The sequence below is a fragment of the Faecalibacterium sp. IP-1-18 genome (assembly GCF_023347355.1).
GTDB classification, from domain to species: domain Bacteria; phylum Bacillota; class Clostridia; order Oscillospirales; family Ruminococcaceae; genus Faecalibacterium; species Faecalibacterium prausnitzii.
The window spans coordinates 545700-567094 of the sequence record NZ_CP094472.1 but is presented as its reverse complement, the minus strand read 5'-3'; the positions used below and the strand labels follow the sequence as shown (position 1 = coordinate 567094).

Sequence of the window (21395 nt, the reverse complement as noted above, 5' to 3'; positions counted from 1 at the left end):
TCATATCATTTTTTGAGCCGCAAATAGTATTTTTCAAGGCTCTTATCGCAGACATCCACAATATGCAGCCAATCTTCCCGTGTAAGCTTGCGGAAGATGATCGGGTTCACCTCGATAGTCTCCACGTCCTTGCAGCGCATCAGGAATCGCATATCCTCAAAGCGCTTGAAGGGGTTGGAGAGGATGTTCTTCTCCACATCCTTCCGGGTATAACCGCCCTTCTGATAAATGCTGGTGGATTTCTCTGCGATCATCCCGTGCGCCTTGCGGTCCTCGTAGAAGTCGATGAAGTAGTCCACCACATCCGGCAGGGCAGCTCTGCCGCTGGTGTCCATGTACTCATAGATTGCTTTGAGCAGCACCGGCTTGTAGGAATAGCTCATGTCCATCGTTTCAATAAACTTCATGAACTTGTCCGCCATATTCTGCGGCGTAATGAGATCCCAGCCATACTGTTTCGCAATGTTGCGGATGCTTTCCTCCCGGAAATAGTGGAACATCCGCTTATCACCAAAGGGAATCGAAAGGTCCGGTTTGACTTTTCCGTCCTTAATGTAGCGCTCCACCGTCTCGGACTGCACATCCACCATCCGGACGAACTCGATCTGCGAGATCATATCCTTGACGCTGTTCTGCCAGTTGAAAAGGTCGATGATCTCATAGTCGGACACATCGATTGGCACATCCAGCCACGCTTCCGGCTTTTCGCCCTGAAACAGCATATCCTGATCCAGCTTGCGCTTGTTCTCCGGTGCCAGCACATACGCCATAGGCTGATATTTTGCAATGTCCAGCACCCGGTGCAGGCTGTAGGGCATATTGAACATATTGGCGTTGTCCACAAAGTCAACCACCAGCAGATCCTCTTTGCCCGGGCAGCGGCGTGTGCCACGACCAAGCTGCTGCAAATAAATCGTTTTGGACATGGTCGGGCGCGCCATGAACAGCACCGTGGTATGCGGGCTGTCCCAGCCTTCGTTCAGAAGGTCGCAGGCGCAAAGAACATTGGTCGAGCCGGTTTCATAGTCCTTCAGAATCTTTTCCCGAACCTCCATACGATCCCGCCCGGAAACTGCTTCTGCCTTCACGCCGCTATCTCGCAGCAACTTTGCAATTTCGGCTGCATGGTCTACGCTGGCACAGAAAATTACTGTCTTTTTGCCGTTGACGTACTTTAAATAGGTGTCAACGATCAACTGATTGCGTTCCGGGATGAACAGCTTGCTTTCCAGATCCTGCGAATTGTATTTGATGCCGTTGATCCGCACATCGGTCAGGTCGATGTTGGTCTTGACCCGGATGCAACGAATCGGCACCAGTATGCCACGCTCCACAGCAGTTTTCAGATCCATTTTGTGGGCGACATTCTGGAACAGCTCCAGCATATCTTCACCATCGCTGCGTTCCGGGGTAGCGGTCAGCCCCAAAATAAACTTCGGATGGAAGTAGGTGAAGATCTTCTGGTAGGTATTGGCCGCAGCATGGTGGCATTCATCCACGATCAGGTAGTCAAAATCCGTAGGCGAGAACTTTTCCAGATCTTTGGAAATGCTCTGTACCGTTGCAAAAATGACCGTTTGGGTCATATCCTTCTGGCTTCCGGTGTACTCTCCCAAGGTCGCTTCCGGCCAGACCTTGGCGAAAGTCTCTTTTGCCTGAGATGCCAGCTTCAGGGCGTTGACCAGAAACAGCGTGCGTCCGCCCACTGCCTTGGCATCCGTTGCTGCCGTGATGGTTTTGCCTACGCCGGTTGCATGGTACAGCAGCGCAATGGTCTTGCCGTCCTCACGCATCTTCTGCAGGTTCTCGGTGGCTTCCTGCTGGTAGTCCCGAAGTTCAATGGTCTGCCCCATCTGAACCGGCAGGTCTGCTTCAAATGCCTTGAACATGGGACTGCTGCCCAAGAAAGTAATCAGCTCGTCCTTTACCTTTTCCGGTTGCTTTTCCAGCTGGCTGTAGATCCAGCGATATACTTTCCAGTTGTCATAGATCAGGCTGTTCTGTTTCAGGAGGTCATCAGCGTATTTGTTTTCGGACACCTTGCTGGGGTTGTGGTAGGTCTCACCATCAATCTCGATTGCAATTTTGGATTCAGGCGATTCCAGCGCAAAGTCGATATAGCGATGCCTACCATAGATGTCCACGCAGGGGTACTGGACCTGCAAATTTTCGGTCTTTTCCGGGCCAAAAGCCTCACAGAAAAGCTGCACAAACAGCTCCTCCGCACGGCTGTTGACACTGGTTGCTTTCATTGGCTCCATGGTGGCCTCCTAAAACGATATTCCCAATTAAGATTTATAATTTTATTATATCATACGCAAAAAGCTCTGTATAGTTTGTTTCTTTGGCAAGGTTTTCTGTCCTTGCTGCTTAATTCTATACCTTTATAAGAGAACTCATTGATTTTTTATTTGACTGACGTTTCCAAAAAATAACCATAAATTTTTTCTCAAAAGACTTAACTCTACTGCATCCATGGGCTTCTACTAAGCGAAGACACTTACAGTTGGAAGTGAAAGCGGGGTTTTACCATGGATTATAATGCAGTTTTGAATCGTGTACGCCCGATGCTGACGAACGGCAATCACCTGTCTGCGCAAGGCTTTGATGCGCTGTTTGGTTCCTGTTCTCAGCAGGAACAGGAGTATCTGCTGGCCGAGCTGGCGGGGCTCGGCATCCTAGTGGATACCAGCGCCGCTATACCCAGCAGCAGAAAGGCCACTTCTTTCTGCCGCAGCGACTTTACCTCCAAGCAGCTTTGGTCTATGACCAACGAGCAGCTCTGCGTATTGGCACAGCAGGGTGACGAGAGCGCCAAGGATATCCTCGTGCGCAAGACCGCCGGTTTTGTCCACCTGATGGCCCGCAGAGTTCCGCAACTGCTCGCCCATAGCTGCCTGACCGAGGAGGACAACTTCCAGAACGGCATTCTGGGACTGTTTACTGCGGTCCAGCGGTTCGATGCGCTGCAGGGCTGCAGCTTCCTGACCTACGCCGCCTACTGGATTCGCCAGTCCATCCTGCGCGAAGCCATCAGCACCGGCCTTACGGTACGCATCCCGGTACACTATTTTGACACGCTCTGCCGGGTGCGTGTCGTCTGCAGCACCTGCATGCAGCTAGATGGTCCGGATCTCTGGCATGCCATTGCCGAGGCTGAAGCCAGCAGCGGTCACCCCTGCACGGTGGAGCAGGCGCGCCGCTACCTGAGCGACATGCTCGTTTACCTCAACGTTACCAGCCTGAATCTTATGGTCGGCGAGAGCCACGACACCGAGCTTGCGGAACTTCTGGCGGATGACGTCAGCCCCGATCCTGTGGACACTGTGAGCGAGAACGAGACCGTTCAGGAAGTCCGGTTGCTTCTTTCTCAGCTTCCCGAACGCGAGTCCACTGTGCTCCGGCTGCGCTACGGTATCCCGGATGACCGCTGCCGCACGCTGGACGAGATCGGTGCGCAGCTGGGCGTCACGCGGGAACGTGTCCGCCAAATTCAGGTGCGTGCCGAGCGCCATCTGCGGGAGATGCTGAAGCGCCGCTCCTCATTCGCCCTTTTTGCTGCCTGATTTTTTGACCTGATGGAGGATTTTGCCATGAATACATTGCTTCGTTCTTATCTTTCCACCCATGCTGCTGAGGATACGTTGTTTGTCTTGTGGGGGTTTTCTTCGGAGGATGCCGGTCTTGCGCGTCCTTCTCTGGATGCTTTGCTGCAGCAGCGCCTGTCCCGCTACCTGAGCAGTCTGCTGCAGCAGAACCCCTGTGTGATCACCGCAGAGGAGTTTGCCCTGCACGCCGATACCCTTGCGCAGGAGTTCCCGCACATCATTCTGGTGCAGAACACCTGCTACCGCACGCTGCTGCCCGTGTCTGTGACGCTTACGCCGGAGATGCAGTCCGGCCTTCTGAGCCACTTTGACCCGGAAACGCCGCAGGATACTCCGCTGCCCGGCATTGAACCCTGCCTGCGTGTCTACTCCAACCTGCTGCATACGGAGGAAGGCATTGCCTGCTGCATTCCTTTGGACGCTCTGCTGCGTCAGTACCCGCAGGTCGAGCGCGTATCGTTTGGTGCAGCACCGCATACGGTTCCCGAAACTTCCGCCATCAGCTCTGCCTTTGCGCTTACCGGAGAAGCCGATTATTTCTGCCTCGTGCAGCAGCTGCGTCGCGGCAAAACGCTCTGCGTTTCAGCCGACAGCTTCATCGGCGATGAAGCTGGTCTTGCCGCCAGCCTTGCGGCGCTGGCTGGCGCTTTTCCCGGTCAGCTTTCCAGAGCGCATGCGCAGACGATGCAGCCAGAGCGCCCCGTCTGCCCGGAGGCGCGCACCCTTCTGCAGCAGCACTGGGGTTACCCAGATTTTCTCCCGCTGGATGTCTACGACCTGGACGCTCTGCATCGCGGCGAGAAGAAGCTACGCACCATCACCCAGGAGGACATCATCGATGACCTCATCCAGCAGGCAGAGCTTTGCCGTGCAGGGCAGACTTACCGCGACCTGTTCGTTACCGCATCTACCGGTGCGGGCAAAAGCGTGATGTTCCAGATCCCGGCCATTGATCTGGCCGAGAAGTACGGGATGGTCACGCTGGTGATCTCGCCGCTGATTGGCCTGATGAACGATCAGGTACAGGGCATGGAGAAGCACCGCTACGCCAAAGCCCGCACCATCAACTCCGACATCCCGCCCATGGTCAAGAAGACCATTGCGCAGGAGGTGCAGGAAGGCCGCTGCGACATCCTGTATCTTTCGCCGGAATCCCTGCTGAGCCGCAGCGATATCTCCGACCTAATCGGTGACCGTGCCATCGGCCTGCTGATCGTGGACGAGGCCCATATTGTGACCACTTGGGGCAAGCAGTTCCGCCCGGACTACTGGTTTCTGGGTGACTACGTGAACAAGCTGCGCAAACAGCAGCTGAACGGTCCGCACCAGCATGCCTTTGTCACCGCCACCTTTACGGCCACGGCCACCTATGGCGGCGAGGAGGACATGTACCGCGAGACCCTGCGCAGCCTGCACATGTCGCCGGACCCCATCGTTTATCTGGGCTGCGTGCGCCGCCGCAACATCGAGCTGTGCATCCGGGAGGTTCCCCGCGTGACCGGCCGCCGGGAGTACGAGCTGGACAAGTTCCAGGCTCTGACCGGGCAGATCACCACCGCACTGGAGCAGGGGCAGAAGACCCTGATCTACTTTCCCACCGTCAGTCTGCTGGAGCGCTTCTACACCCATTGCCTTGCGCAGCGGCTTGGCAATACTGTGACCCGCTACCACGCGCAGCTTTCCGGCGAAGCCAAAGCGGAGGATCTGGAGGATTTCCGCAGCGGCAAGCGCCGGATCATGCTGGCCACCAAGGCCTTTGGCATGGGCATCGACATCCCGGACATTGCCCTTGTGCTGCACTTTGCCCCCACCGGTAACCTGTGTGATTACACGCAGGAGATCGGTCGCGCCGCCCGTGACCCGGAGATTCAGGGCCGTGCCGTGTACGAGCACATGGCCAACGACTTCAAGCACATCAACCGCCTGCACGGCCTTTCCAGCATTCAGCCCTGGCAGCTGGTGCAGGTGATGCGCAAGGTGCTGCAGCTGTACCGCCAGCACCGCGCCAGCCAGCCGGCCACCGCCACCAAGCACCGCAACGAACTTCTGGTGGACGCCGAGAGCTTTGCCTACATCTTTGCCAGCCCTAACGGCGAGCACCAGCAGGACCCACTGGCCAAGGTCAAGACCGCCATGCTGCTGATCCAGAAGGACAGCGAAGCACGCGGCTATGCGCCCTTCATCATGCGGCCCTCTCCTCTGTTCACCCACGGGTATTTTCTGCTCAGCAGCGCCGATGCCGCCGCAGTCAACTGCATCTGTACCGGTGCTGCCACCCTGCAGGATGAGGCTGCCGGGGTCTACGACGTAGACCTTGCCCGCCTGTGGAGCAGCCGCTGGCAGAACGATTTTTCCTTCCCGCAGTTCAAGTATCTGCTGTACACCCACAGCGACAAGCTGCCGCTGAATGCCCAGCTGCACCTGACCCCCGCCATGCAGCTGACGCTGGAGTGGCACGCCAATGCGGATGCCCGTTTTTCCGTACTGCTGCGCGCCCTGAAGGAGATCTTCTTCGAGGCTGCCCGCAGCGGCCAGTATCTCTACGACCGGGATGCCGCTGCCCGGCTGGCGCAGGCCACGGGTCTGAGCAGCACCCGTGCCACCAGTGCAGTGCGCGTAGTGCTGGCGGCTGTGCAGTCCTGGCAGCAGCATTCGCCCCGCCTACAGCGCACCCGTGTGCTGCGCCGCGGCACTACGCAGGAAGGCACAGAGTACAGTGTGGTGGACCCGTTCATCAGCGAGTTTTTCCACTGGCTGGAGCAGAGCTTTGCTGTTCTGCACAGCGGCGAGACCTGCCGCTATCTGCCGGTGAACGATTCTGCCCAGAGCAGTGAGCGTCTGACCCCGGCTCTGGGCGTGCTGGAGGAGCTGGACCTGCTCCACTTTGCCCTGCTGGGCGGCTCCAACAGCCGCCTGTACCTCTATATCAACCAGACCCAGACCATGGAACTGGCTGACCGCGGCTTTTACCGCAACCACTTGCTGGAGCGCATTGCCCAGCGCCACACCGATGCTGTGCGGCTGATGAGCTGGCTGTTTACCAGCGGCTTTTCCAGCGAGCAGCTCTGGGACCGCATCGAGGAATACTTCCTCGGCCTGCCCATTCAGGGCTTTGACGCTCCTTCTGCCGAATCGAGGTGATCTTTATGCCTTATCTTTTCTGCTCCATCCGTGCTTCTCCGGTGTATAGTTCTTTTCTTTTGGCTCAATGTGTGGTATAGTAAAACTATCCTCCGTAAGGAGACGGAAATCGGAACGTGTCAATGGCTTTCGCCGCATCGCACCGGTTGCAATATATCCCCGCAAGGGGGCGAAAACAGATCTACCTTTAAGGTGATAATCTGTTCCATGCATTGCATTTATCCCCGCAAGGGGACGGAAACATGCGGTAATCCGCCCAAGCCTCCTGGTAACCGATTGCAATTTATCCCCGTAAGGGGACGGAAACTTACCACACACGGGGCAAACGCTCAAACGGCAACATTGCAATTTATCCCCGCAAGGGGACGAAAGCGACATTGTTCTCATGACAATATCCCCATTCTCAGATTACAACTTATCCCCGCAAGGGGACAAAAAAGCACCTCTGCCACTGGCGTTTGCCAGTAGCGGAGGTGCTTTGCTTTTTCTTACAATTCTATTTTACAGGTTGGAAGCTGTGCCAGCCGGAATCGTCTTTGTAACAGGCAGCGCCTTGACGCCTTCCGGAACATCCGGCTTCATGGGGCGGATCTCCTGCAGATAATCTGCCACATCCTGCAGGGTCTGCTCAATATGGGCCGTGTCCAGCGGAAGAATACGGTCGCTTTGCAGACCAAAAGCCGTATCACTGGCATGGTTGATCTGGTTGCGGTACTGCATCACACGCTGGTAGAACAGTGCCGCGTCCTCGATCTGCCACCGGACCTCCGGGTCGATCACCAGCTGACCGGAAGCGAGAACGGTATCCATATAGGCGTGCATTTCTTTCGAATTTGCCACGCCAAACAGCATATTGCCATCTGCATCGTCCTTGCTGTGGGTCAGGCGCAGATCCGTTGTATAGGGATACTCCTTTTGCATCAAAGTCAGGCGGCAGAAATGGAAGTGGAACAGCGGGTACACCCATGCCTTGCCCTTATTCTGATTCTGTGCCGCCAGATATGCCCAGCCGGTTTCTGTGGGCTGCACAAAAAGATGACGGCAGACATAGGCCGGCATCTGCTCGCACAGCAGGGTCAGTGCCTGCTGATACATCCTGTGTTCTGCACACCAGCTTACCAGCGCAGGAAGATTGTTTTTTGGGGAAGCCAGCAGACCTTCAAATTCCGTGCGGAAGCGGTCATTCAGCAGGTGGAAGAACAGGCTGGTCAGATTTTTGCTCTCCTTGGGCGGTGCCTGCAGTGCCTGTGCGATCTGGCTCAGGTCTTCATTCAGCGCCTGCACCCGGCACAGCGCCAGATCATCCGAGAACTGGTTGATGCGGGCCAGCAGGGTGTGCAGAGCCGGGTCGCTTTCGCCCTCGCTCCACAGGTAGCCTTTCAGCTTCTGTGCAGTACCTGTGGAAAAGAACTCGTCCATCGCCGTGATGAGGTCGAACAGGCTGTACAGCTGACTGCTGTCATGGATGCGGGAAGTACCATCCGAAAGCAGTTCGGAGTAGATCACCCTGCGGGTCTCCACACTGCGCAGGTCGCGCATACAGCGCGCTGCCGTTACCAGAAGCATCGCCGTGTCCCGCATGCCGCCGGAAAGATCAATGGAGAGGGTATCTTCCGCTTCAATTTTTCCTAGTAGCAGAGAGATTGCCCGGAACTGCGCCTTGTCGTCCATGCTGTCCGGCACCGGGATCACCACAAGCCGCTCTGCTGGAATACCCGCCGAAGGCAGGAATACATCACGGAAATACTCCACGGTGGTGCAGGTTTTCCCGTCCGGCAGATGCACGGTAGGGCTGGTGCGCACCAGCTCACTGCACAGTGCCAGAATACAATCCGGCCCTTCCTTGTGCTTTTTCAGCTTCAAAACTGCCGCTTCATTGGTCTGGGTATGAATGTTCGGATTTTTGCCGAAGGGGCTCATATATAAAAGCAATACACTGCGTTCCATCTTATACCTCCTCCTGTTCTGCCTGCATCTGCATCAGCCTCTGCTGCCATGTTTTGCGCCGCTGCGATACAGCCGCTTTGCTTACGCCGAGAAACTCTGCCACGGTTTTATCCTGCGCCGGGTTGCGCCCCGGCTCCAGCAGCGCATGGACGGCAGCGCATTCCAGCGCCTTGGGTGCATAGGGCGGCTGAACCGTAAATTCCACATACCGGTGCAGCAGCAGGATATCCCACAGACAGTTGTCCTGTTCCAGCGGACGCAGGTCATCGCAGTTTGCCAGCCGCGCGGGCGCATCCTCTGCCGGGTCCAGCGCGTCATTGTTGCGCAGAAAGCCCATCAGCACGCTGCTCCACAACGGGCCAGCTGTCTTGCCGTATTTTTCCTTCTGCTGCAGGTTCATCAGCCCTATGCCGCGGTGCAGCCATGCCAGCATTTCACTGCTCTGCTCCACCTGCTCTTCCACGCTTTTTTCTTGGGAAGCAACCCGGTCGCCCAGCGCCGAATCCTCTCCGCCAGTGTCGTCCAGACTGAGTACCGACTGCTTATTGCGCAGTGCTTCCCGCAGGGTCTTTACACCCACCCCGACAATATCGGCGATCACCTGTTCTTTTTCCGGGTCACGACAGAGCATACTCTCTGTAATTCCGTTCTTTTCCATGTACTCCAGCGCTTTTTTGATCTTGCGGTTCGTTTCGCGTCCGAAACCCATCACAGCCATTTCTTCCTGCTGCTGGTCGTGTGACTGTGCATGACGGACAGCGGTGCGCAGATACATACTGAAGGTCTGCCCGGGTTTCGGTTCCCAAAGATCAAACGCATCCAGAAACGCCTTGCAGAAATCCGCGCTATTCCATGCCTCCTCTCCCCTTCCGGGAGCCTGTGTGGTCAGAAAGCATTCCGCCCAGAAAGCGCGGAACCGTTCATCATTGGCATCGTGCAGCTTTTTGCGCTGTTCCGGCGGCAGCTGCAGCAGCGGCGAAGCGTCAATGTCCGCCCATGTTTTCACATCATTCATCGCTGCTTAGTCCTCCCGATGCTCGTTCATCCAGATCAGCTGATGGAACACTTGTTCGGCGGTCTTGCTGTCACGCATGGTGCCTACCAGCCCGGCAAGCTGATACAGCGCTGCCATATCGTAAAGCCGCGCGCTGAGCACCTGTCCGTTTTCCCGCTTGACCTCACCATAATACACGCCGCCTACTTCCAGCTCCGTATGGGTAGCTTCGGCGCAGGTCAATGCCGTCAGCGTGACCACCGGGATGCTCTTGGAGCCGTAGGTGATACAGGCATACACCCGGGTGACCTGCGGCAGGGCATCCACCAGATCCCGGCACAGGCCGATCAGCGTTTCCGGGCGCTGATCCTCGGGCAGGTGGAGCTGACGCACCTGATTTTCTGCAATGCCCAGCTGCGCCAGCTCTTCCAGCAGGCGCTGATAATTGCGGGCGGTATCGGCATTTTCCTGCCGGATGGCCAGCAGCTGCACCGTGTCCCCGGGTTCAAGGGTATCCCGCATTACCTGCACGATGGGAAAGCAGGTGGCCGTGGGCGCACCTGCCCGCTCCCGCTGGTACAGCATGGGGTCCAGCTTTCCCTGCAAAGGCACGGTGGTGATATAAGTCTTTAGCACAGGGCAACACTCCTTTTTATAAGATCCATTATCTGCATCATACCATGAAACCGCCCCGCGCACAAGGCAGGCTGAATGAATTTATCGCCGTTCTTTTCAGCGCAAAAGTACATCATTGTAATAAAGTGAATGTTTTCTAGCCATCCGGCCCTTCAGTTTTGCAGTGTTTTGTGATATATTTAGGGTACTATCCCCGCAAGGGGGCGAAAAAACCCACTCCATCGGGATTGCGTTTTCGATTGCAGTACAATCCCCGTAAGGGGGCGAAAACACCTCTGGAGTAATAATAATTTGCTCTTTCGACGTACAATCCCCGTAAGGGGGCGAAAGCTCCATAACTGGATATTTAGGCGTTGTCATTCGGATGCAATCCCCGTAAGGGGACGAAAACACAGGATAGGCCTTGTCGATGATGGACAGCATGGTACCATCCCCGTAAGGGGGCGATAACAAAATAGCCTTGTAGCTGTCGTGCCACGCTTCGGTACAATCCCCATAAGGGGGCAAAAACTACACTTCGCACGCTTTCATGTTGTACCAACTCAGTACTATCCCCGTAAGGGGGCGAAAAACAGGCAATAAAGATTGCGTACTCTTTCATTGTAGATACCATCCCCGCAAGGGGGCGAAAAAACTTCTCCAAAAGAGAATCCCTTACATTCAATGGATACCATCCCCGTAAGGGGGCGAAAACACAACCTCTTTGGACAGGTTCTCACGGCTCTTGGTATAATCCCCGTAAGGGGGCGAAAACAAAAACCAGAAGAAAAACAGGATGCAGGAAAATGTACAATCCCCGTAAGGGGGCAAACCAAAGCAAGAAAAGTAATTTTAAGTTTCTTGCTTAACTATCCGCATTCCATGGGCTTTTTCTCTTTGCAATGTCAAGGAGGAATGCCCTATGCTCATCAACTTTACCAATCATCCTTCTGCCCTGTGGAGTGCCGAGCAAAAGGCTGCGGCACAGGTCTACGGCAAGGTGATAGACCTTGCCTTCCCTGCCATCGACCCCGCCACCAACGAGGCCGTGCTGGACTCCCTTGCCGCGGTATATGCCGACCACATCCTGCACCTTAACCCGGACGCCGTGCTCTGTCAGGGCGAGTGCACCTTTGTGTACCGGGTAGTCCAGCGTCTGGAAGCCGCAGGCATCCCCACGCTGGCCGCCTGCTCCCGCCGTAAGAGCCAGGAGACCACCTACCCGGACGGCAGTACCCTGAAGCGCAGCATCTTCACCTTTGCAGGCTTCCGCCGCTATGGCTCGCCCTGAAAAGGGATTTCAATTGTTCTACTGCCGTGGTATAATGGGGCTGCCCCGTAAGGGGACGGAAATGACTTGCGGGTGATAAAATACTTGCGCATGATGATTACAACTTATCCCCGAGAGGGGACGGAAACATCTCGATGTTTTACGACAACTGTCTTGCGGTGAATTTCAACTTATCCCCGCAAGGGGACGGAAACTGAACCGGAGAGCGCTTGTATATTCTGGAAGACAGTACCATCCCCGTAAGGGGGCGAAAACCCTGATGTCTGCACAATCTGGTTAATGTTGACGGTACCATCCCCGCAAGGGGGCGAAAACAGCCGTGCTTCTTTGTCGTTCCAGTCGTTCTCAGTACCATCCCCGTAAGGGGGCGAAAACTCGCCCAGATTTGCAAACTGCGGCACGTAGTAGGTACCCTCCCCGCAAGGGGACAAAAAACTCCGCATCAAAAAAAGATGCGGAGTTTTTCTTTTGCAAACCTTAACTTCTTGTTTTCCGTGGGCTGTTCCTCTATGAACGGAACGATTGCAGCTGCTGTGATATTTTCTCTGCTGCGGCTTTTGCATAGCGACAAAATGTGTTATAATAAAGCCAATTCCAAGCATCTCTTACAAAAACAACAAATACGTTTTCCGTTTATTGTGCAATTCTTCCACAACTCGTAAAGGAGATGGTATTTTGAACGTTCTCACCCTGCAGTCCACCTATGGCGGGCTGCTGCACGACACCGGCAAAGCGGTGTACCGTGCCGGTGGGCAGCGCGGCAGCCACAGTGAACAGGGCTACCAGTTTTTGCACGGCGTTTTGCCCGGTGCAGGCTGGGCACCGGCGCTGGACTGTGTGCGCTACCACCACGCCGCCGCGCTGCGCGGTGCAGCAAAGGCGCTGCCAGCCGATTCCCCGGCCTATATCGTTTATCTGGCAGATGATCTTTCTGCCGCCGCAGACCGCCGGGAGGTCGAAGGCGAAAGCAGTTCCTTCCGGCGGGATCTTCCGCTGGACGCGGTGTTCACCCACCTGAACGGTACGCACCCCGGCTGGACGATGCCTGCGCAGCCGCAGGACGGCAGCCTGAAGCTGCCACGGCAGCAGCCGCCGCTTTCCGCTTCCGTTTATGCAGATGCCGTGCGCAAGCTGAGCGAGTGCCTGCCGGATCTGCAGCCGCAGCCGGAGTGGATCAACTCGCTGCTGGGTCTGCTGGAAACGCAGTTCAGCTGTTTTCCGTCCAGCACCTTTACCGGCGAAAGCCCGGATGTTTCTCTGTTTGACCACGCCAAGACCACCGCAGCCATTGCGGCGTGTATCAGCGAATATGTGCAGGCAAACAACATCACCGACCTGCGCAAGGCACTTTTTGAGCAGGAGAAGGATTTTTGCCAGAAGGACGCTTTTCTGCTCTATACCGCTGATTTTTCCCGCATCCAGAAGTTTCTTTATACCGTCCATACCGAAAACGCCCTGCGCTCCCTGCGCAGCCGGTCGTTCTTTCTGGAGCTGCTCATGGAGCACTATCTGGACGAGCTTCTGGCCGGGTGCGGCGTGTCCCGCGCCAACCTGATCTACAGCGGCGGCGGACACTGCTATGTGCTGCTGCCCAACACTGCCGCTGTGGCCGATACCCTGACCCGGTGGAACCGGCAGTTCAACCGCTGGCTGCAGCTGCAGTTCGGCACCCAGCTGTTTCTGGCCAACGCATGGACACCCTGCTCCGGCAACGACCTGACCAATACCCCGGCTGAAAAAAGCCCCTACAAAGAGCTGTTCCGCCGGGTGAACCGTCTGCTGGAGCAGCACAAGTTCCACCGCTATACCGCAGAGGATCTGCGGCAGCTGAACAGTACCGCCGCTTACCCGGATGGCCGGGAATGCAAGGTGTGCGGCACCAGTGCCAACCTGAAGGATGATCTCTGCCCTTGGTGCAAACTGTTTGTAGATCTTTCCATTAAGATCCAGAACAAGCGCGTTCTGGTGGTAAGCCGTCAGCCCTCGGCTGCCGATGACTGTACGCTGCCTGCACTGGACGGCGGCAGCGAATATCTGTCCCTGACGGATCAGTTCTCTGCCCGCAAACGGCTGGCTTCCGGCGAGCCGGTCGCGCGTGTATATACCAAAAATGTACCGTCCACCGGCCTTACTTACAGCACCAACCTGTATGTGGGCGATTACACCCCCAAAGACAAAAATAGCATGGATGAGCTGGCAGAGCAGTCCGAGGGCGTGCGCCGCATTGCGGTCTGCCGTATGGATGTGGACAACCTCGGGCACGCCTTCATCTCCGGTTTCGAGCAGGAAACCGAGAAAGACCCGGTCAAACGGATGCACTATGTTACCCTGTCCCGCACCTCGGCATTCTCCCGGCAGATGTCGCTGTTTTTCAAGTGCTACATCAATGGCATTCTAGAGGGCTTGCATGTAAGTATCGTCTACGCCGGCGGCGATGATGTGTTCCTTGTGGGCGCATGGAACGATGTGCTGGAAGCAGCGCAGCGCATCCAGAACAATTTCCGTGCATTTTCCTGCGGTGCACTGACCCTCAGCGCAGGCATCGGCATCTTTGATGACCATTACCCCATCCGGCTTTCCGCCGAGGAAACCGCCGCACTGGAAGAAGCCGCCAAGCATCTGTCCGGCAAAAATGCAGTGGCACTGTTTACGCCGGAACGCAAAGCGGTCCGGGATGCAAAGGGCAATCTGCTGGTGCAGCCGGAGCAGGGGCATATTTATGCGTGGGATACGTTCCGCACAAAGGTCCTGACCGAAAAGGTCGGCTGCCTGCAAAGCTTCTTTGGCAAGGATAACGCTGAGCACGGAAACGCCCTGCTCTACAACCTGCTGGCACTGCTGCGGGAAGCGGAGAACGACCGCATCAACCTTGCGCGGTATGCTTACCTGCTGGCGCGGCTTTCCCCAAAAAAGAATGCACCGGACTATAAACTTTACGAGCAATTCTCTCACAGCATGATGGATTGGGCATTGGATGCCGTACAGCGTCACCAGCTCATCACCGCAATTTATATTTATGTCTATCAGAACAGAAAGGGTGGCGACACAGATGGCAGGATGGAATGATAATGGCCACAGCTATGGCGGCGGTGGCTATAACAACAACCGGAGCGGATATAACAACAGCTACAGCGGAAACCGCAGCGGTTCCGGCAGCTATAACAGCCGTAGCAGCTATGGACAGCAGAATGAGCTGCCGCCGGAGATCACGCCGAAAAAGGTGCCGGAAGATTATGTAGACGAAGCCGAGCGTATTATGCGCAGCCTGATGAGCCAGCCCAAAAAAGTGACCACCAGCAAGATCCGCAACCTGTTGAGCCTTGTGACAGATATCTATAACGAGGAAAACATCCGCACCGAGGAGAAGCTGCGACCCGAAAGTGTGGTCAAGCTCAACCTGATGCGTGTGCGGGTGGCTTACGAGTGTGGACGTGACAATCGTGATGATACTGTAAAGACCTTTGTAAGGCAGACAAACCTGCTGGAATACCTCAAAGGCATTTCCGATGACCGTGCGGATCTGATCCGTTTTGCTCATTACATGGAAGCGCTGGTGGCTTTTCACTGCTACTTTAGCAGCAAGGAAGGGTAATTATATGTATGGAAAAATTCTGATCCGGTGCGATCTGGAAGTGCGCACTGGTATGCACATCGGCGGTTCCTCTGCCTTTTCTGCCATTGGTGCTGTGGACAGCCCGGTGGTGCGCGACCCCTATACCGGTTATCCCATCGTACCCGGCAGCAGTCTGAAAGGCAAGCTGCGTACCCTGCTGGCTCGCAGCACATATCAGGATATCGAAGCAATGGCAAAAGCCGGAAGTTGCGACAAAGACCCCGAGCAAATCCTCCGCCTGTTCGGTTCCTCGGAACCGGTGCGTCGTTCCCGCCTGCAGTTTGCGGATGCCTTTTTGTCCAATGCCAAAGAGCTTTCCAATGTGGGTGTGACCGAGGTCAAGACCGAGAACGCAATTTCCCGTGCAAACTCCGTGGCCAATCCCCGCCAGATTGAGCGTGTGATCGCCGGCGCAAAGTTCGGTGTCAGCATCGTTTACGATGTGACCGACCCGGCACAGGTCGAGGAGGATCTTTCTCTTCTGGCCAAAGGCATGAAACTGCTGCAGATGGATTATCTGGGCGGCCATGGTTCCCGCGGCAGCGGCCGTGTCAGCCTGAAAAACTTTGCGCTGGAAGGCTATGGCGCGCAGGTGGATCTCAGCCACCTGAAATCCCTCTTTGATGAGGTGGATAGTTATGAACTATTTTCTGTTTAAGCTTCAGTTTGACACAGCTGTTCATTTCGGAGGAGCCGACTCTGCATTGTCACTTTATACCTCCGAAGAAACCCTGCGGGCAGATACCCTGTTTTCTGCCCTCTGCCATGAGACCCTCGTCCAGCATGGAGAAGAAGCCCTAGAACAGCTTTGTGCGCAGGTCCGGCAGGGAAAATTCCTGCTCAGCGATACAATGCCCTGGTATGGCGAAACGTTTTACCTGCCAAAGCCCATTGCCGCATCGGAATCCACTGAGGAAGTGGAAACCACCCTGCGTAAAAAGGTAAAAAAGCTAGCCTGGATCCCTGTGTTGGCATTTGACCGCTACGCCAGAAGCCTGCATGAAGGTCATTTTACCCCTGACGAGCAACCGGAAAGTTTTGGCACCCACTATGAGCAGACCAAGGCAGCCGTTCCCATGCAGGGGGATACCATGCCGTATCAGGTTGGACTGTTCCGTTTTGCGCCGGACTACGGCCTGTATTTCATCTGCGGATTTACCGAAGATGGTCAGGATGAAGATCTGGAGTATTTGCTGGATTGGCTGGGCGCTACCGGCATCGGCGGCAAAGTCAGCTCTGGTTATGGAAAGTTCCATGTTGTAGACAAGATTTATCTGAATGAACCTTTTGACGAGCAGACGGAGTGGATGTATCACGCTCTTTCTGCCGAGCATGCTCCTTATCTGCTGCTGAGTACCAGCCTGCCGCAGACAGATGAACTGGATAATGCATTAGAGGGTGCCTCCTTCCAGCTGGTACGCCGCAGCGGCTTTATGGCATCCGATCGTGTGGAAACTCCACTGAAGAAAAAAACGCAGTATGCCCTTTCGGCAGGTTCTGTCCTGCAAAATCGTTATCAGGGTGCTTTGTATGATGTTGGTTTGTCGGATGTGCATCCGGTATACCGCTATTCCAAACCGATCTTTATGGGGGTGACATTATGATTCAGCAGGATCATCTGCAGATCTTTGACCTTACTCTGAATGTATGGGCACCTCTGTTTGTTGGCAATGGCAGCAGCTATACCAAAAAAGAGTACATGTACAACACCCGCAATGGCAAAGTCTCCTTTCTGGACGAGCAAAAATTTTTCAGCTTTCTAGTCGAGCACGATCTGGTGGACAAGTACGGACAGTTTATGCTTAGCGAGCAGTCCAATCTCTGGGCATTTCTGAGCAAAGACTGCGGCATTTCCGATGCAGAACTGAAAACGCTGACGCGCTATCAGATCGAGGTAGGTGATGCTCTGGATGCGGAGCACTCGCTGAAAGAGATCCATGCTTTTCAGCGTGATGCGCAGGGCCATGCCTACATTCCCGGCAGCAGCATCAAGGGTGCGCTGCGTACCGCATGGCTGCTGAGTGCGGTATTGGCTGACCGCAGTACCGGACACAGCCTTGCACCAAACCGCCGGGCCACCTTTCCGGAAGAGAAATATGTCAACCAGCTGCATCTGCGCACTCTGAAAGATGGAAGCATCGCTCCGGACGCTGTCAACAGCATTTTCCGTGGCATTCAGGTTTCCGACAGTGCCCCCATCCCGGATGCACAGATGGTCCTTGTCGGAAAATTTGATGCACTTGTGAACGGTTCCTTTGCGAAGGGCAGTAATCGCGGCATCCCCATGTGTCGGGAATGCGTAGCGTCCGGCACTAAGGTACGCTTCAAGCTGACGCTGGATCAGTCGGTGCTGAAGGGGCGCATCACCAAAGAGTCCCTTCTGAAGGCCATTCAGCAGTTTGATACTTATTACGCGCAGACGTATAGCAGGCGCTTCACTCCGCCGAGCGGTGCAGTCAACCTGCCGCAGCAGCCACACCTGATCCTTGGCGGCGGCTCCGGCTTTTTTGCCAAGTCGCTGGCATATCCCTATCTGGGTGAAGAAGAGGGGCTGCGCTGGACGGCAGAACAAATGAAACAAATGTTCCGCAACCACAAGCATGAGCGTGATGCCGAAAATGGCATTTCCCCGCACACCATGAAATATGCTCGCTTTCGTGGTCGGCTTTATCCCTATGGATATTGCGGGGTGAGTATCTTATGATCCAGCAGATTCAACTGGTTTTATCTCCGCCCACTGATGTGCGGATCCCCCAGTCGTGGTCCTATCGTCTGTATGGCTGGCTGATGTCACAGATCTCTTCTGAATTTGGAGAGCAGATGCATCTGCAAGGGGAACATCCCATTGCGCATTTTCTATGCTTTTCACCGGAAAAGCAGTCTTTGATCTGGACGGTCAACCTGCTGAATGACGCTGCTCGACAGGTAGTTTCTCCCGTTTTGGAATCTGCAAAGGAAATCCCTCTGCATGAATTGACACTCCCGGTTTCAGAGGTCCGCACCTTTCCGGCAGTCTCCGCTGAAGAACTGATCCGTTCTGGGCGCTCCCGCAGCGAAACCCGTGCCAAAATTGCTTTTCTGTCGCCTTGCGCCTTCAAGCAGTCCGGCCGCTATACTATTTTCCCGCAGGAAGCTCTGCTTTTGCAAAGTCTGATTGCGCATTGGAACGCTGCCTTTCCAGAATATGCCCTTATCGATCCTGATGCACTGCAAGCTTTACAGCAGGGGCTTCATATAGTGGATTATAATCTCCATACCACACGTTATCTGTTGAAAGAAACGCGCATTCCAGCCTTTCAAGGCAATGTGACCATCGAGGCGCGCCTTGCACCACCGCTTCTGGAACTTTGGAACGCGTTGCTCTCTTTTGCATCCCATGGCGGAGTTGGCATCAAAACCACTCTTGGAATGGGAGGCGCTGCTACGGATTTTTATAAAAAAACACCCGTTATATAAGCCTCATTGCTATCGAGAGACTGTTGCACTGCATCAGTCTCTTTTTATTGTAGCATCATACAAATTATCACGACCTCTATTATTTTTCATAAAAGCAATGCAGCTACAGTATATTTTCTGAGATCAAGAGCTTCTTTTTCAATCAGATGCGGTTTATCCTCGATCATTGAATATTCTTCTAACGGGCGCTATAATAAAAGAAAACGGTAAGGAAGTGCACCTATGCTCTACCCCGGTCTGTACGAACAGGTCATCAATAACGCACTGAACCGCGAGCTCGCAGAGATCCCGGAAGCCCGCAAGTCCACTGCGCCTATCGACACGGCGGAGGCTGCCAAAGTGCTGGCGCAGTATTTGACCGATGTGGTGCAGAAGGGTCTTGAGAACGTACAGGATAACGGCGGCGGCATCGAGGCGCAGATCCAGCTGGCAAATCAGATCGTGACCACCATCCAGAACACCACACAGGAAGCTGACTTTGCCGCGCTCGGTGTTGACCAGCGGGCAGAGCAGCTTCTTGCGCTTTTGCAGCAGAATGACCCGCGCATTGCTACAGGAAAAAGCGCAAAAGACCTTGACCGCCCGGAGACCTCTATTGCGCAAAGTTCCCTGTTTACCGGCGCTATCCATGAGCCGCAGATGTACACGGAGCTGAAAAAGGAGATCGTTTCCGCCGACCGCATTGATATGCTGGTCTCCTTTATCAAGTGGAGCGGCTTACGCCTCATCATGGACGAGCTGCGGCAGTTTGCGCAAAGCGGCGGTGAGTTGCGCATCATCACCACCTCGTATTATAAAAGAGTAGTATTTATAGACCGCTCTCCAGCGGTATGCTACAATGTTTAGGATGCTGTGGATTGGTAATTTTCACCTACCGTAAAGACGGTTTATTGGAGGCTCCAACCACAGCCTCTTTGTTGAAATGTTAATCAGTTAGATACCGCCAGACGGTTTATTTAGAACGAGGTTACAAGAGCAAAGAAGTCTGTGGTCCTGAACAGCATCGAAATAAATATGCCGGAGGTATCAAAATGGTTTGTGTTGGAATTGATGTTGCCAAGGATAAGCATGACTGCTGTATTCTTGATTCAGACGGAATGGTTCGTGCTGACTGCTTTACCATCCCCAACAACATGGATGGATTTAAGCAACTGCTTCAAACGATTCGAAACTGTACCCAAAAGTCAGACAAAATAAAAGTAGGACTTGAGGCTACCGGACATTACAGCTACAACATTCTTGGATTTCTTCTTGACAAGGACCTGGCCGTCTATGTCATGAATCCTTTGCACACCAACCTGTACCGAAAAAGTCTCAGCCTTCGCAAAACTAAAACCGATCGTGTGGATGCAAGAACGATTGCAACTATGCTATTGTCCGATGTAGACCTCAAGTCCTACACGGATACAGCATACCACAACGAAGAGTTAAAGTCACTAACAAGATACCGATTCGATAAGGTTCGTGAAAGAGCCAAGCTGAAGCAGTCAGTGTCCAGACTGGTCACGATTCTGTTTCCAGAACTGGAGAAGCTCGTTACCTCTCTCCATATTGCTTCGGTTTATGCGCTCCTCAGTGAATATCCCGGTGCAAAACAGATTTCAGAAATTCATCTCACCAAGCTGACAAATCTTCTTGCAACAGCGTCCAAGGGACGCTACGAAAAAGAAAAGGCCATCCAGATTCGAGAGGCCGCCAGAACTTCCATTGGTTCTGTCATGTCTGCCAAATCTCTAGAATTGAAGCACACCATTAAACTCATTAAGGAACTCACCTCCGAGATTGATGAAATTGAAGATTCGATTCAGCAAATCATGGATGAATTGCATCCACCGATTCTTTCTATTCCCGGAATGGGTGTTCATTCCGCTGCCATGATTCTTGCTGAAATCGGCGATTTCTCCAACTTTGATTCTCCTGACAAAGTCCTTGCTTACGCTGGCTGCTCTCCGTCTACATACCAGTCAGGCAAACTCACAAACTGCTATGCTCACATGGAAAAACGCGGTTCTCGCTATCTGCGATACGCTCTCTACAACGCAACCAAGTACGTCTGCCACTGGAATCCCGTCTTTGCTGAATACCTTGCCAAGAAACGTTCTGAAGGAAAACACTACAATGTTGCCCTGTCCCATGCCATGAAGAAACTCGTGCGGCTGATCTATGCCTTGCAAAAGTCTGGAAAAGCGTATCTTACGGCTGCTTGATTTTCTCCAGAGCCTGAGCGAAATCCAAGAACAACTTAGCTGGCGCAGCGAACCCTTGACAAACCGAAGCATTCAAATGCTATCCTGTTTTTGCGAGGGTTAGCTGGGCTTGCTTTGCTATTCTCTCCGTCGCCCTCGCTGTCCCAAGACCAGCATTTGAATGCTGTTTGTCATGGGCAGCGAATGGTTGACGGATTTTAGGGGATTTTTTCATTTTGGGGCTTGACTTTTAATAGTTAGTCTCCAATGGGAAAGATTGCGGAGAGGATAATAGAATGTCGGAGACAAGACTTTTCAGTAGCGAAGCTATAAAAGCAGCTAAGATGGAAGAGTTATACCGCAGAGCCTACAAAATCCTCTATGATAACAGAGATTTCCTACTTGCTGTCCAGAAAGAGCTTCTGGAACATGAAACGCTGCTGAACAGTGATCTGGCAAAAATCCGGGAATCCTGTATCTAAACCCTATTATTCAAAAGGATAAAGCGGTCAAGCTTTTTGAGGCTTGGCCGCTTTTATCTGGC

General features: G+C 54.2%; 15 protein-coding genes and 1 pseudogene. 12 read left to right on the top strand and 4 right to left on the bottom strand.

What is annotated here, in order from left to right; genetic code table 11:
* Window positions 1-5 precede the first annotated feature (5 nt).
* Entirely contained in the window at window positions 6-2261 is a 2256-nt protein-coding gene (locus tag MTP43_RS02735) for a DEAD/DEAH box helicase (RefSeq protein ID WP_113621486.1), read from the bottom strand.
* Between the two features lie 270 nt (window positions 2262-2531).
* Here MTP43_RS02735 and MTP43_RS02730 point away from each other — a divergent pair, with 270 nt between their 5' ends.
* Entirely contained in the window at window positions 2532-3566 is a 1035-nt protein-coding gene (locus MTP43_RS02730) for a sigma-70 family RNA polymerase sigma factor (protein ID WP_113621487.1), read from the top strand.
* 27 nt (window positions 3567-3593) lie between these two features.
* The gene (locus MTP43_RS02725) at window positions 3594-6749 is read left to right on the top strand and encodes a DEAD/DEAH box helicase (RefSeq protein ID WP_162789061.1); all 3156 of its coding nucleotides are present in this window, start codon (window positions 3594-3596) and stop codon (window positions 6747-6749) included.
* Between the two features lie 501 nt (window positions 6750-7250).
* On the opposite strand, the gene MTP43_RS02720 is transcribed toward MTP43_RS02725, so the two are convergent.
* Genes MTP43_RS02720 through MTP43_RS02710 form a run of 3 tightly spaced genes read right to left on the bottom strand, consistent with a single transcriptional unit; the run spans window position 7251 to window position 10326 of the window.
* The gene (locus tag MTP43_RS02720) at window positions 7251-8696 is read right to left on the bottom strand and encodes a TM1812 family CRISPR-associated protein (protein ID WP_117527105.1); all 1446 of its coding nucleotides are present in this window, start codon (window positions 8694-8696) and stop codon (window positions 7251-7253) included.
* A 1-nt stretch (window position 8697) separates the two neighbouring features.
* Entirely contained in the window at window positions 8698-9711 is a 1014-nt protein-coding gene (locus MTP43_RS02715; protein ID WP_117527103.1) for a hypothetical protein, read from the bottom strand.
* Window positions 9712-9717: 6 nt separating this feature from the next.
* Window positions 9718-10326: a TM1812 family CRISPR-associated protein gene (locus tag MTP43_RS02710; RefSeq protein ID WP_117527101.1), complete on the bottom strand. Its 609-nt coding sequence runs from the start codon at window positions 10324-10326 to the stop codon at window positions 9718-9720.
* A 901-nt stretch (window positions 10327-11227) separates the two neighbouring features.
* On the opposite strand from MTP43_RS02710, the gene MTP43_RS02705 reads away from it, so the two are divergent.
* The 10 genes and pseudogenes from MTP43_RS02705 to MTP43_RS02660 all read left to right on the top strand — a co-directional run bounded on the left by MTP43_RS02705 (window position 11228) and on the right by MTP43_RS02660 (window position 21333).
* Window positions 11228-11596 carry a CRISPR-associated protein gene (locus MTP43_RS02705; RefSeq protein ID WP_117527099.1) on the top strand — a complete coding sequence of 123 codons (369 nt, stop codon included), beginning with the start codon at window positions 11228-11230 and terminating at the stop codon, window positions 11594-11596.
* Window positions 11597-12271: 675 nt separating this feature from the next.
* Window positions 12272-14662: a type III-A CRISPR-associated protein Cas10/Csm1 gene (gene cas10, locus MTP43_RS02700; RefSeq protein ID WP_181967336.1), complete on the top strand. Its 2391-nt coding sequence runs from the start codon at window positions 12272-12274 to the stop codon at window positions 14660-14662.
* Window positions 14646-15188 carry a type III-A CRISPR-associated protein Csm2 gene (gene csm2, locus MTP43_RS02695; protein WP_113621494.1) on the top strand — a complete coding sequence of 181 codons (543 nt, stop codon included), beginning with the start codon at window positions 14646-14648 and terminating at the stop codon, window positions 15186-15188. Before cas10 ends, csm2 begins: the two co-directional genes overlap by 17 nt.
* Window positions 15189-15192: 4 nt before the next feature.
* Complete coding sequence (gene csm3, locus MTP43_RS02690) at window positions 15193-15867, top strand: type III-A CRISPR-associated RAMP protein Csm3 (RefSeq protein WP_113621495.1); 675 nt, start codon at window positions 15193-15195, stop codon at window positions 15865-15867.
* On the top strand, window positions 15848-16813 hold the full coding sequence (csm4, locus tag MTP43_RS02685) for a type III-A CRISPR-associated RAMP protein Csm4 (protein ID WP_249235051.1): 966 nt from the start codon (window positions 15848-15850) through the stop codon (window positions 16811-16813). The genes csm3 and csm4 overlap by 20 nt, the downstream gene beginning before the upstream one ends.
* On the top strand, window positions 16810-17913 hold the full coding sequence (gene csm5, locus MTP43_RS02680; protein ID WP_113621497.1) for a type III-A CRISPR-associated RAMP protein Csm5: 1104 nt from the start codon (window positions 16810-16812) through the stop codon (window positions 17911-17913). Before csm4 ends, csm5 begins: the two co-directional genes overlap by 4 nt.
* Window positions 17910-18665 carry a CRISPR system precrRNA processing endoribonuclease RAMP protein Cas6 gene (cas6, locus tag MTP43_RS02675; RefSeq protein ID WP_113621498.1) on the top strand — a complete coding sequence of 252 codons (756 nt, stop codon included), beginning with the start codon at window positions 17910-17912 and terminating at the stop codon, window positions 18663-18665. The genes csm5 and cas6 overlap by 4 nt, the downstream gene beginning before the upstream one ends.
* Before the next feature lie 222 nt (window positions 18666-18887).
* Window positions 18888-19457 (top strand): annotated as a pseudogene (locus MTP43_RS02670) (NgoFVII family restriction endonuclease); the annotation flags it as partial.
* A gap of 239 nt (window positions 19458-19696) precedes the next feature.
* Window positions 19697-20872 carry an IS110 family transposase gene (locus tag MTP43_RS02665; protein WP_113620654.1) on the top strand — a complete coding sequence of 392 codons (1176 nt, stop codon included), beginning with the start codon at window positions 19697-19699 and terminating at the stop codon, window positions 20870-20872.
* A 275-nt stretch (window positions 20873-21147) separates the two neighbouring features.
* A complete protein-coding gene (locus MTP43_RS02660; RefSeq protein WP_242993163.1) occupies window positions 21148-21333 on the top strand; it encodes a hypothetical protein in 186 nt (61 codons plus the stop codon).
* The last annotated feature ends 62 nt before the right edge of the window (window positions 21334-21395 follow it).